The 13254-nt window shown below is 51.9% G+C and carries 11 protein-coding genes and 2 pseudogenes; 1 reads left to right on the top strand and 12 read right to left on the bottom strand.

Features of this window, described 5'->3' with window-relative positions; all coding sequences use genetic code 11:
• Nucleotides 1-33: 33 nt before the first annotated feature.
• From SBI19_RS04265 to SBI19_RS04255, 3 genes are all read right to left on the bottom strand, one after another.
• Nucleotides 34-819 (bottom strand): sporulation protein, encoded by a 786-nt coding sequence (locus SBI19_RS04265; protein WP_317965280.1) that lies wholly within the window; start codon nt 817-819, stop codon nt 34-36.
• 177 nt (nt 820-996) lie between these two features.
• Nucleotides 997-1749 carry a YheC/YheD family protein gene (locus tag SBI19_RS04260; protein WP_317965278.1) on the bottom strand — a complete coding sequence of 251 codons (753 nt, stop codon included), beginning with the start codon at nt 1747-1749 and terminating at the stop codon, nt 997-999.
• An 81-nt stretch (nt 1750-1830) separates the two neighbouring features.
• Nucleotides 1831-2643: an alpha/beta fold hydrolase gene (locus SBI19_RS04255; protein WP_317965276.1), complete on the bottom strand. Its 813-nt coding sequence runs from the start codon at nt 2641-2643 to the stop codon at nt 1831-1833.
• A 182-nt stretch (nt 2644-2825) separates the two neighbouring features.
• On the opposite strand from SBI19_RS04255, the gene SBI19_RS04250 reads away from it, so the two are divergent.
• On the top strand, nt 2826-4190 hold the full coding sequence (locus SBI19_RS04250; protein WP_317965274.1) for a TrkH family potassium uptake protein: 1365 nt from the start codon (nt 2826-2828) through the stop codon (nt 4188-4190).
• Between the two features lie 84 nt (nt 4191-4274).
• Here SBI19_RS04250 and SBI19_RS04245 read toward each other — a convergent pair whose 3' ends face one another.
• The 9 genes and pseudogenes from SBI19_RS04245 to SBI19_RS04200 all read right to left on the bottom strand — a co-directional run bounded on the left by SBI19_RS04245 (nt 4275) and on the right by SBI19_RS04200 (nt 13169).
• On the bottom strand, nt 4275-4580 hold the full coding sequence (locus SBI19_RS04245) for a DUF2277 domain-containing protein (protein ID WP_317965272.1): 306 nt from the start codon (nt 4578-4580) through the stop codon (nt 4275-4277).
• Nucleotides 4581-4610: 30 nt separating this feature from the next.
• On the bottom strand, nt 4611-4757 hold the full coding sequence (locus tag SBI19_RS04240; RefSeq protein ID WP_317965270.1) for a hypothetical protein: 147 nt from the start codon (nt 4755-4757) through the stop codon (nt 4611-4613).
• A 76-nt stretch (nt 4758-4833) separates the two neighbouring features.
• Nucleotides 4834-5670 (bottom strand): RMD1 family protein, encoded by an 837-nt coding sequence (locus tag SBI19_RS04235; protein WP_317965268.1) that lies wholly within the window; start codon nt 5668-5670, stop codon nt 4834-4836.
• 209 nt (nt 5671-5879) lie between these two features.
• Nucleotides 5880-5981, bottom strand: a pseudogene (locus SBI19_RS04230) (excalibur calcium-binding domain-containing protein); the annotation flags it as partial.
• A gap of 45 nt (nt 5982-6026) precedes the next feature.
• A pseudogene (locus SBI19_RS29630) lies at nt 6027-6860 on the bottom strand (stalk domain-containing protein); the annotation flags it as partial.
• 274 nt (nt 6861-7134) lie between these two features.
• Nucleotides 7135-7590 carry a GNAT family N-acetyltransferase gene (locus tag SBI19_RS04215; RefSeq protein WP_317965266.1) on the bottom strand — a complete coding sequence of 152 codons (456 nt, stop codon included), beginning with the start codon at nt 7588-7590 and terminating at the stop codon, nt 7135-7137.
• A 269-nt stretch (nt 7591-7859) separates the two neighbouring features.
• A complete protein-coding gene (locus SBI19_RS04210) occupies nt 7860-9641 on the bottom strand; it encodes a response regulator (RefSeq protein WP_317965264.1) in 1782 nt (593 codons plus the stop codon).
• Entirely contained in the window at nt 9613-10446 is an 834-nt protein-coding gene (locus SBI19_RS04205) for a CheR family methyltransferase (RefSeq protein WP_317965262.1), read from the bottom strand. The genes SBI19_RS04210 and SBI19_RS04205 overlap by 29 nt, the downstream gene beginning before the upstream one ends.
• 14 nt (nt 10447-10460) lie before the next feature.
• Nucleotides 10461-13169, bottom strand: a complete 2709-nt coding sequence (locus SBI19_RS04200) for a response regulator (RefSeq protein WP_317965260.1) — start codon at nt 13167-13169, stop codon at nt 10461-10463.
• Nucleotides 13170-13254 lie beyond the last annotated feature (85 nt).

Genomic DNA, 13254 nt, shown 5'->3' with positions numbered 1-13254 from the left:
CCATCCTGCGACTACCGCGGGATGGCTGATTTATTAATGCGAATATCTCGAAATGACTTGATCGAGCACCGACGCAACGCGCTGCGGACCGCCTTGAATATCCTGCTGCGACACCGTCACGCGGACGAAGCTTTCGTCCATTTCCATCGCTTCCGCGAAGTGGCCGAACAGTCCGACTGCCTTACGGTCGACTTGAAGCAGCAGCTCTGCGCCGCCGCCTTGCTGACGGAGGAAAATAAGCTCCAATTCATCCAATCGGCCTCTGTAAGCGCCAGTCGTCGGTACATACTCCAGCTCCTGAACGAACGGGGAATGCGAGCCTCCCAGACGCGGCGCATAGATCGTCTCCACTTCACGAAGACGGAAGCCAAGCGATTCGACCGCTTGCATGACCGTCCGCATCGGCTGTGTTGGCACAACATCGATGCGATCCTGGTCCGTCGGGTCTACCGCCGAGCGAATATCCGCCGTCGTCTGAATAAAGACGGGCGTTCTCCCGATTGTAAGCGGCGTGCTTACCGGCAGCTGGAAAGCGAACTCCACATCCTTCTGCTCATTCGCCCGCAATTGAATCGCCGATGTTGCGCGAATGACGCCAAGCTGCGCCTTCTCCTGCACTTTCGTATCGTTCACTTCTCTCGTGTAGTAGGTCATAACCGCCAGATCGATGCCCTCGATCCGCTGTTCGACCGCTCCGCCATAAATGCGAATGACGCCGCGAATTTCTTCTCCCGGGTAATACGAAGCCTTCTCCAGCAGCGTATCCACCTTAGCAGAACCGATCCCGACGCTGGCCATAATCCGATTAAATAATGACATCTGCTTCCCTCCTGCTTCTCATCCGTTGCAATGCGAGGCGAGGATTATCCCCCGTTCCTGCACCTATCAACGTTGTACGGATCAGCATGCAGAAACGATTCATCTTTATTGCATTCATTCCACAAATTGTTTAATACGAGCAAAGCCACCTCTCTCAAGGCGGCTCTCAACCCTTCGCTATTTTCTCCTGCCATACTTCTTCGCATAGGACAGCACTTTGCGATGCAGGCTCCGGTTCGAATGCTTCATCGCGGAAAAATGCGGCCGTGTATTCACCTCCAGAATCCACGTTCTTCGCTTATTGTCCAGTGCGACGTCGAGCCCCAGCTCACGGAAGCCGCCGGCATGTCTGCTGAATACCCGGCCCACCGAGCGGCCCAACCGCTTCAGCTGCGCTTCCTTCTGATTAATGGCTGACCTGCCGTATCCAGCCCGCGACAACGTCGTGCGGAAACCGCCTAGTCTTCCGCCCTGATGGTAGTTCGTCGTCACTTTGCCCGGCTTGCCGAGCTTCATGAAAAGCGCTGTACTTTTCCACGAGCCGCCCTTGGATTTCTGCACGACGACACGAATGTCGAACTTGCGGCCTCTGGCCGTCGCAAGGTAAATCCCTCTCTGCAGCAAATAGGAGCGTCCGCGCGCATGTCTGCTGAGATGCTTGTATAAGGCGTCAAGCGACGACATCCGATTTTTGGCATAGTTCAACTGCGTCTGGTAGCCGCCGCCCTGTTTGCGAATACGAATGATGTTCTTGCCGCCCGTACCGCCGGTAGGCTTGAAAAATACCGTTGAATACTGCGAAATCATCGAGCTTAGGTTGCTTCGGTTGAACAGCCGAGTCTTGGGAACGTAGCGGCGAGTGCTGCTGCTGGCGACAAGCCATTTGGTCTTAACCCACTTGCTCTTGATCGATGTACTCCGGTAGCCCATAACGATTCCACTCCTTCACTTAATCGTATGAGCGGCCGGAGATACTCGGTCGTGCTCTTGTCTAGCGTTTCCGTCCATTTTCTAGTCTCTGGACGCTTCGTACAATCGCTGCGCGAGAAGCGCCGGTTTCGTTCGAAAATAGGTCATATGATCGCCCGGAGACTTAATCAATCGGAACATGCCAAGCCGGCTAGACATATGAGGATGCCAGCCATAGCCCTCGCCTTGAGGCAATACATTATCCTCGGTCAGATACAAATAGCTTCGCGGCGTCGGGAGCCGATAGAAGGCTTTCAGATCCAGCCGCTCGAAGGCAGGCTTCGCCGGCTCAGGCCGTGCCTCACTATACAGCTGCTGCGCCAGCGCCAGATCCGCCACATTAACGAAAGCATCGCGGAACAACGGGAACGGCAGCATGATCGTGTCGTCCCTCGACGCCTTCCTTAGCTGCTCGAACGCCTGCTGCGCCGGCGGCGGGAATTGGTCCGCCACCGATTGCCCGTCGCCCAGCACGAACGCATTCATGAACACCAGCCGCTTGATACGATCCGGCACTTGCTCCGCCACCTTCTGAACGATGGACCCGCCGAAGCTGTGTCCGACCAGAATGATGTCGCGGAGATTGTTCGCTGCAATGTAATCGGCCACCGCCTTCGAGATCATCCCGTGCGTTACGTTCGTATTGGGATCGTCGCCATGCCCCGGATATTCAGGAATGTAGACGGTATGCCCTTTCGCACGAAGCTCCGCCGCGACGGGATACCAGAAGCTCGCATCCGCCCAAGAGCCGTGAACGAGCACGAACGTCAACGGCTGAATTGGATTCTGCTGTTGCTTCTGCTTATAGTACTGCTGCTTATGAGCAGCATTCTGACCACTATAAATCGTATACATTCCTCATGATCCTCTCCTCACAGACTTCGTCTATATGCCTAGTCTATGAGCTCGGGAAACGATCATGCCGAACAAGCAGCGTATGAACCGCACGCGCATATTCCCGCCATGAAATGGGCAAAAAATGGTGGTGGCTTTATTCCAATCAGCGGCGGATGGAACGAAGAAAGGGCGGGATCTCCATGTGGCGGAACGTTCAAGGATGGATTGAGCAGCGGTCGCCCGCTCAGGTGATTGCCGGATACTACTTGTTAGCTGTATTGATTGGAATACTTGTATTCAGCATTCCAGCCGTGCATCGTCCTGGACGCGAGGTGTCGTTCTTCGATACGGTCTTCATGTCCGTCAGTGTCGTCAGCGACACAGGCCTTGGCGTATTCAATATGGCGGAAACGTACAGCGTATTCGGCTACTTCATGATCATGCTCATGCTGCAGTTCGCAGGCATCGGCATTATGGCGATGAGCACCTTCATCTGGATCCTGTTCAAGCGGCGAATCGGACTGCGCGAACGCCGCCTCATTATGGTGGATAACAATCAATTGGCCCTATCCGGCATTGTGAAGCTAATGAGAGAGACGCTCCAGATCATGCTGCTGACAGAACTGATTGGGGCGGTCATCTTCGGCTTCCGCTTCCTGCGCTATTATCCAACGTGGCAAGAGGCATTCCTCCAAGGACTGTTCGCATCGGTCAGCGCAACGACCAACGCCGGGATGGACATTACAGGCACTTCATTGGCTCCTTATGCCGATGACTATTTCGTTCAGATCATTACAGTCCTCCTTATTATCTTCGGAGCGATCGGATTTCCGGTGCTGATCGAAGTCAAAGCTTACTTATCGAGGAAACAGCTGAAGCTGGAGCGCGAATTCCGCTTCTCGCTCTTCGCGAAGATCACCTCCGCAACCTATTTCATCCTGCTGGTCATCGGGACGATTCTGATCTGGCTGCTGGAGAGAAATCATTTTATGAAAGGCATGTCATGGCACCAAAGCTTCTTCTACGCCTTGTTTCAATCAACCACGACGAGAAGCGCAGGGCTGACGACGATGGACATTAACGATTTCACGCTGCCGACGCTGCTGCTGATGAGCGTGTATATGTTCATCGGCGGCTCGCCGAATTCAGTGGGCGGGGGCATTCGGACAACGACTTTTGCGCTCAACATGCTGTTCATTTTCAATTTTGCCAAAGGGATTCGGGAGATTAAGGTGTTCAGACGCCAATTGCATCAGGACGACATCATGAAGTCGCTTGCGATCACGGTGTTCGCCATTCTGATGTGTTCCGCATCCGTTATCGCGATCAGCGCGACCGATCGGTCGATCCCGCTTATGTCGATTATATTCGAGGTGTGCTCGGCCTTCGGTACGGTCGGCATGTCAACGGGCATTACGCCCAATCTGAATGCGTTCGCCAAATGCGACCTCATGGCGCTCATGTTCGTCGGCCGCATCGGATTAACCTCGGTCCTGCTTATTATGGGCGGCAACAAGAGAGAACCGAAGATTCGTTATCCGGTCGAGCGAGTCATCAATGGGTAGGGTCAAGTGTATTGTCCATCTCAAACAGAAAGCACCGTACGACGTTATGCGTCGCACGGTGCTTATTCATATGCCCGCCAAGGGCTATTCCTCATCTTCATCTATAAGAGCCAGCGAGTTCGGACTTCCGAACCGCTTGAGCGATCGTGCGCGTGCACGCTCCTGCTCCACCTCTCGGTTACGCGGCTGAGCAGTCGTCACGAGGTTATCGAGCAGCTTCTGCGCGGCTGCAGCAACTTCCTCGACGGCCTGTTGAAACGCCAATTCATTCGCCTTGGACGGCGTATTAAAGCCGGAGAGCTTGCGGACGAACTGCACTGCCGCCGCAGTCACCTCGTATTCCGTAGCAGCAGGCTCAAAATTAAATAACGTTCGGATATTTCGGCACATGATGCGCTTCCTCTCCTCATCACAACTTTATCATCCAATAATGGTTACTATAGCATACGCACTCATGATGATCCACACGAGGTGATAGACAGCTAGAGCTCCATATAGAATCGTCGTGGCGAAGATCAGCTTATACGCAACCGAACGGCTGTCGATTCGCCTTAGCAGCACGAACATGACATCGCCTTCATCAATGATACGAATTGCATCATCGGTCGAGGCGATGAGTACATATGCAGCGTCTTATTCAAATCTAAGGCAGCAGCCCTGCGATTTGGAGAATCGCCAGCAGCACCTCAATGACGATAAGGATCACGATGATCCATTCCACGAAGAGACCGCGGATCGAATGACTGATCGTCGAGAAGCCCTCCATGATGCGGTAAAGCACCTCCGACTTGCTCTTCAGAATCGTAAATCGATCGCTCAGCTCGAAGAACTCCATCATTCGGTCGTAGAATTCCCCCGCGCTGCTGCTTGTCCACGTGATGTCGGGCTTATCCAGTATCATCACGTACGAAATCGTATTGTATTCGTGACGCATAATGTTCGCCGTCGTCCGTGCCAGCTCTTTGTTGCCAATGTTCAGCCGCCCCGATTCAAGCCGATCGATCATGAGCTCGAGCTTGTCATGAATTTTGCCCGATTGCTCCTCAATCTTCTCAAGCGCCACCGACTTCGCCAACACAGTCGAGATCAATTCCGGATAGAACGATTCGTACTCCGACACGACCACGTATTCATCGGTTAGCTGGAACTCTGCCTTCTTGTCGGTATGCAGACTGTAATCATCGGTATACTGATGGGCGTTCATAAGATCAATGCCGGGCTCGAAGGTGTGAAGGAAGCGCAGAAATGCCGAAATCTCGTCCGCATGGCCATGGTTAATGAATACGACGCTGCCGAACGAGAATACGAGAACCTGCTGCGACTTATCCATGTCTTTGTGCAGAATCGACTTGAGCGTGTCACCCTTAAGAATGAGCGGTTCCTCCCAAGTGAATTTCTTCGGAATACCGCAGTGTGTTGCGATCTTGTTCAGGTCCATCTCATTTGCTATAGCAAAAGCTTTGAATGTCAGCTCTTTCATCGTCATTGCCGCTCCTTTCGAAGCTATTATAATGCGGAACTGTAAAGGCCGATGCCGCGATTCGTTTTCAATTCGTTAACTTTCCATGTACAAGCTATATGCGGAAGACCATTAGATCATACCGATGTACCTCTCTATTGGTCAAAATGACCGGGGCGACGGCATGAATCCCATCCGCGCAGTCACTATTACCGACTGTTTCAGTTCCGTTAACTCTCGCAAGCTACTCCATCGTTATCCCGATCCAGCGCGCTGCTGTACCCAGGGTCACCGCGATACAGCGGCGCTGCGCCGGCTGCTCTTACTTCCGTGCAGTTCTTGTACGTAACCTGCTTAACAGCCCCTGACGTGCTAGCGAGAACGAATAGAACACGCTTGCCATCCGGATAAGCATCGAGCTTATTGCCTACCCATGAGCCTGCCCCGCGGTTATCCGAGGAGATGACGTAGGCGACATCGGCGCCAGCGCCGCCTTCTGCGCACATCGCCATCGGAAACTCGTCCCGATCATAGCCTGTCTTCGTCGGAATGCCCTGCAGCGATGCCTCCCGATTATTAGCCGCTCCGGCTCTATCAATCGTGCAGACCGCGCTCTTCCCCCGCTTGATCGCCGTCTTGATATGTGCAGCCGTCTCCGGATAGCGCTCCGCCGGAAACTCCACGATATAGTCGTACTGCTTGTCCGTAATGAAAACCGTCTTCGTCGTTCCATTCCACGACACATATTTGCTGAGCATCTCGCCCGCGGCACGTATAGGGACATACGTTGAACCGCTGACGATGATCGGTGACGCATTCGCAGTCTTGCCGTTCACGATCAGCTTAAGCTTCGTGCTTGTCGGCTTCACAAGCTGCTGCTGTTGATCGTTGATGTAGACCGTCTTCGTTGCCGCATCCCACTGTACGATTTTGTTCAGCATCTCGCCTGCCGCGCGAACAGGTACGTAGGTTGAGCTGTTTATTATTTGCGGCGCCGCTCCCGACAGAACGCCGTTCACAATCAAGTTGACCGAAGCGGCCAGCGGCTTCACACCTGAGGAAAGACTATCCGTCGGGTTCTGAATCCGGTTCGGATCCGGGTAAATATCGATCGAACGCACTTGCTCCGGCGTATCGAGGTGACGAGTATGCTCGCTGCAGCCTGCTATACATCCAATTGCAGCAACTAGCAATAGCACTCTTATCAACATAAGCATAAGTTTCACTCCCGCTTCAGATGTTTCATTGGCGTTAGTATGGAGAATAAACCCACTTTTTACCCGCACCCAATATAGTCATCCGCCGATAACCCTGCGAAACGTTGGTCGACTTGATTGCCAGCGCTGCTCTGCTGATGCTGTCCTAACGATGTGGATTCTACGCGAAAAAGAAGGACCTGAGCGCACCGCTGATTAACGGCGGCATTCAGGTCCTTCTTGTTTATAGTCTCTTAGTGTGTAATTGCTGCTGAACATCAGCTGTGATTTACAGTTCCTTCGTCATGAATACGCTGTATGGATCTTCGACGTAATCAGCGAAAGGTCCTGTATATTCGAAACCAAGTTTCTCATAAAGCTTCCTTGCCGGCCAGAACGACTCCGGCGTTCCCGTCTCCAGGCTTAGCCGCTGATAACCCCGTTCCTTCGCCACTTCAAGGATGTGCTCCAGAATACGTCTTGCAGCTCCCTTGCGCAGATGAGCAGCGGAAGTACGCATCGACTTGATCTCGCCATGCTCGCCGTTCAGCTCCTTCAACGCTCCGATGCCGAGCAGCTCGCCGTCTTCCCATAGGCTCCAGAAGGTTACGTCCGGTCTCCTTAGCCCATCAAGATTAAGCGCATGGACGCTTTCAGGCGGGGAATCCGCCGACATCCCTTGCAGATGCACTGCTATTAATGCTTGAACCTGTTCCCCTGTTAAATCGTCAACCCGAATTTCCACTTTCGCCACTCTCCACATGTCAGATTATCTACCATGATACTCGCATCATAGCGGATGTTCAATACTGCCGAGACGCGTTTTCTAATAAAATCAAGAATAATATACAAATAATTACATTGTAATTATACCCACAGACTGCTAGTCCATATAGGGAACCTAACAAACCACCGCACTAAAAAATGTCTCACTGTGGTATCGAGTTCGAGCAGTAAACAAATAAAGCCAGCGGCCCTCTTCGACCGTTGGCTTTGCGCTATGTAAGATGGTGCTCAAGCTAGATTGAAAAGCACGAAGAACGTCGTCCCTTGGTCGCCGGTCTGTACTTTAATGATTGCATTATGACGGGCTGCAATGCCGTAGCATACTGACAGACCAAGACCCGTCCCATTAGACTTCGTACTGAAGAACGGCGTACCTATTTTGTCCAGAAACTCCGCAGGAATGCCCGTACCTTGATCTTTCACAGCCAGCACGACCTGCTGACCTTCGGTATACGTCCGTATTGTAAGCGTACCGCCGCCTCGCATCGCATCAAGCCCATTCAACACAAGGTTAAGAATCAGCTGCCTTAGCTCCTTCTCATTCATGTCGAACGTCGGGCACTCGCTAAGCTCAAGCACAAGCTCATGATTGCCGGTTATCGCCTTCGATTGGATCAGAGGAAACAATGTCTCGATAACCGTATTCAGCTGCTTATGCTGTTGGCTTACAGGAGCAGAGGCGCCAACGGCTAGAAACTCGGTGACAATGTCGTGCACCCGATCGAGCTCCTCGATCATAATGTCGTTGTATTCGTTCGATGGTTTATTCTTAGACAGCTGCAGAAAGCCGCGAATCGTCGTCATCGGGTTGCGAAGCTCATGTACGATGCCCGCCGCCATCTCGCCAGTCAGATTGAGCCGATCCAGCCGTACCATCTCCCGCTCCAGCAGAATACGCTCCGAAATATCGGTCACGACCGTCAGCAGACAGGATTCCCCTTGAATCTGGGTTACTACGCTGGACATCACGCCGTCGCGCAATTCGCCAGTATGGGTCATATATCGAATACGCACATTACGAACAGGGCTCCAGCGGTCTAGATCCGAGGCCGGCTTCCCACTGTCATCCGAATCGATAATGTAATGCAGAATATCGACAGTCTGGTTAATAACGTCTTCCAGCGGCCGTCCAACCGCCGTTAAGAAGCCCTCATTCACGTTAACGTAACGATGGTCGTGCATGGACCGAAGAGCCATAATACTCGGGGTGGCGTCGAACATTTGCCGGAAGCGTTCGTCCCGCTGAATCTCCCGCTCTGTTACGTCCCGTATGGAGCAGACATAGATCGTTTGCCCCATAATGATGGCCCTGCCTGTCTGAATATCGACCGGGAACGGAATGGAGCCATAGCGCAGCGCCGAGGTTTCAATGACACTCGCTTTACTATTCGCCGCTGCTTCCATCTTCGTGGACAGCATCGGCACTAATTTATCAACCGACATGCCGATCAGCTTGTCCTGCGGAAAGCCGAACATGGTAACGGCATTAGAAGTAACCGTCTGAATAAGCCCCTGATCGTTGACCGTGACGACTGTATCATTAGATGCTTCCCCGATAACACGCATCACTTCGTGTTGCAGCTTGATCTGTTCCTGGTATAAATACATTTGAACGAACGCTTCGATCTTCAACTTCAAGGTCTCGGGGTGGAACGGTTTGAAGATGTAATCGACGGCGCCAACCGAATAGCCGTATTTCACATGCTCTGCAGCCTGACTAATGGCGGTAATGAAGATGATAGGAACGTACTTCGAACGCTCTCTCATCTTGATCAACTGTGCCGTCTCGAAGCCGTTCATGCCCGGCATCTGTACATCCAGCAAAATGATGGCAAAATCAGTCGTTAATACGTAACGTAATGCCTCCTCTCCGGAATGGGCTCGAAACAACCGGTAGTTCGGGGAGTCCAGAATCGCCTCCAACGCAATGAGATTTTCGGGTCGGTCATCGACGATGAGAATGTTGACCGTCGACAGCGTGCTACTTAATTTTTCGATAAAGCTTCTCATTATGTTCAATCTCCTTATAACAGTCTGTAAACCTCGTAAAGGTAATGCTTTCTTTGTGACCTAGACCGAGAAATCCTGAAGGAGACAGGCTTTGATAGAACAAGGTGTGAACACGATGCTGGAGCTCTGTATTGAAGTAAATCAGAACGTTGCGGCAAATAATGACGTGAAACTCGTTGAACGACTCATCAAGCGCTAGATTGTGCTGGGCGAACGTTATTCGGGCGGCAAGGAAGGGCTGAAATTTGACCTGATTGTTCTTGACCATAAGGTAGTCGCTCATCGACTTCGTGCCGCCTGCGAGCATATAGTTGGTGTCGTATCGCTGCATATGTTCGGTATTAAATGATTCGAGCTTCGCGTGCTCGATTACGTCCTCATTCATGTCTGTTGCGTAAATTCTTGTTCGCTCCAAGAGACCTTCCTCGTGCAGCACGATGGCCATGGAATAGACTTCTTCTCCCGTCGAACAACCTGCGTGCCAGATTCGAATGTTCGGGTACGATTGAAGCTGCGGAACGACCTTGTCGCGAAATGTCTTGAAGAAGCTCGGATCGCGGAACATCTCCGTTACGTTGATCGAGAAATCGTCCGATAGCCGCTTGAACACCGCAGGGTCATGCAGCACCCTATCCTGCAGCCCCGATACCGTATTCAGCCGTTCAGAACGCAGCCGATGCCAGATGCGGCGCCGAATGACCGGGAACGCATAGTTGCGGAAATCGGCGCCATAATGGCGATACAGCGCTTCTAGCAGAAGCTCAATCTCAAGTTTCTCTAATTCATTGATGGGATTGGAGTCCAAGATCAATCTGACACCTACCTCGTGAGCCAATTCTGCATGCGGGCGAATAATTGCTCCAGCTTAACTGGTTTGCTGATATAGTCGGATGCTCCGGCCCGGATGCATTTCTCCCGGTCATCCTTCATCGCCTTCGCCGTTAATGCAATGATCGGCAGCGACTCGTAACCTGGCGTAGACCGCAAGGTACGCATCGTCTCATAGCCATCCATCTCTGGCAGCATAATATCCATTAGAATCAGATCGACATCCGGGTGTTCCTTCAGCACCTTCAAACAAGACAGTCCGTTCTCTGCGAACAGAACATTCATCTTCCGGCCCTCTAGTGCAATCGTCGTTGCGTAGACATTGCGCATATCATCGTCGACAATAAGCACCTTCTTGCCTGCCCATAGGTTATCGTCAAGCTCGACATCCATCTCTTTCGATTCTTCGACTATGAGTGCTGGAGCAGCGGCAGCCACTTCTTGATGCACGACTGCGGCAGCAGGGCTGTCTGACATACTCTTGTCCTTGCAAGGCAGTACGAGCGAGAACACGCTGCCTTGACCTACGCTGCTGCTCACGAAGATATCGCCGCCTAGCAGATGCGCGATATTAAGGCTGATCGACAGACCGAGCCCCGTACCTCCGTATTTGCGATTCGTCGTACCATCCGCCTGTTGGAACGCTTGGAAGATAAGGCCCTGCTTATCTCTTGGAATCCCGATGCCGGTATCGTGTACGGAGAAGGCAATGCCATCCTGCGTCGTATAGTTGTTCTCGCCTTCCGATGGCAGGTTATGCAATGCACGGTGAATATGCAGTTTCACCTCGCCCCGTTCCGTAAACTTGAAGGCATTGGACAGCAGATTCTTAATGATTTGCATCACACGCTGCTCATCCGTGATGAGCGTTGCCGGCAGATCGGGATCAAGTATCGTTGTAAAGGTAATGCCTTTCTGACGTGCAACCGGGAAGAACTGCTGCTCGGCGAATTCACTGATGTAATGCAGGCTGACCGCCTTCGTCATCAGATCGATCTTACCCGATTCAATCTTCGACAGGTCGAGAATATCGTTGATCAGATGAAGAAGGTCATTGCCTGACTGATGAATCGTACTCGCGTATTTAATCTGATTGTCATTCAGATTGCCGGCTGTATTCTCAGCGAGAATGTTCGAGAGAATAAGCAGACTGTTCAGCGGCGTCCTCAGCTCATGCGACATATTCGCGAGAAACTCGGACTTATACTGTGAGCTTAGCGCCAGCTGTCTTGCTTTCTCCTCGAGCTGGTTCTTCGTCTTCTCCAATTCCTTCGTCTTGTGCTCCGAATTTTTGTACTGCTCTTCGAGCTTCTCATTAATGCCGCGAAGCTCTTCCTGCTGCATCTGAAGCTCCTCCGACTGCGTCTGCAGCTCTTCGGTCAGTGTCTGCGATTCTACTAACAGACGTTCAATCTGCATCCGTCCCGCAATGCTGCTCAATACGCTGCCCAATTGATTCGCAACCTGCTGCAGCAGCGTCTGCTGGATGAACGTGAACGAGCTGAACGAAGCTAACTCGAATACCGCAATGACTTGGCCTTCGAACTGCACCGGCATAATGATCAGGCTGGAAGGCGCGGCCTTGCCTAACCCTGATGCAATTTGAATGTAGTTCTCCGGTACGCTATTCAACAGAATCGTGCGACCTTCCAGCGCAGCTTGTCCGACGAGTCCTTCCCCGAATACGAAGCTGTCTGCGCCGACGCTTTCCTGCTGATCGGCATACGCAGCAATCTTATTAAGCTGCGGCCGATGGCTGCTGCCCTGCTTGAGATAGAACACGCCATAGGTCGCATCGACCAGCGGCGTAATCGTTGTAATGAACAGCTTGGCGAGCAGCTCCAGATTGTGAACGCCCTGAAACTTCACTGCCATTTCGCCGACGTTGTTCTCCAGCCAACGCTGCTCCTGTTCCAGCACCGAATATTTCTCCAGCGTCTTGACCATCTCGTTGAAGGATCTAGCGATGTCGCCGATCTCATCTTGCGTGCGCACTTCTATGTAAGGTAATTTGGCGGTGCTGCGATCGTGAGTGAAGCCGGTAATGACACGTGTAATTTTCAGAAGATTGCCCGTAATGCGCCGCGATAGAGCAAGTCCTATCAGTAAAGTTAAGAAGAAAGTAATGATGGTGAGGAGTGCCGTCATTTGATTGACGAAGTTAACCATTCGCTTGTTGTCCGTCCGGTCCTGTTCCAGTATTCGTCGTTGCTCGTCTGCGAACTTCGTCGCGAGCGGTCCCAGCTTCTGACCTAGCGGCAGCACATCGGACTTGAAATAACGGAGCGCTTCGTCTTGATTGTGGTTGTTCTCTAGATTGGACAGGAGCTGCTCGGTGCCATTAATGAACGCCTGATCCGCTTCCACAAGCTCCTCGAACGGCTGTTTCAATTGAGGGCTAATGTCCAATTGCTTCACCTGAGCGACCAGCTGATTCAACTGCTCGCTGGAGGTTTGCAGATCATCGAGATATTCCTGCTCTTGGGTAAGCAGATAACCTCTTAAACTGTTCGTCTGCTGCATGGATAAGTACTGGATCTCTGTCGCTTTATTCAGCACATCGGCACGCTGCTCGACAAGATCGTCGAACGAGTGATTCAGCCTATCATTATAGTAATAGGCGTTTATATTAACGGCCGTTACTAAGAGCGAGACCGATAAAAAACCGATGAGCAGCTTGCTGCGAATTGTAAACCGCATAGGAGGCCTCCCTGATTGTGCCTGCGTCTAGCAAATATTTGTTTTCAAAAAATTTGCACTTCTACTGAAAGGTTATCATACAACT

The organism is Paenibacillus sp. CCS19, from assembly GCF_033239625.1.
Taxonomy (GTDB): domain Bacteria; phylum Bacillota; class Bacilli; order Paenibacillales; family Paenibacillaceae; genus Paenibacillus_T.
Note: the sequence above shows the minus strand (reverse complement) of the source record. Positions and strands in the feature narration are given on the sequence as shown.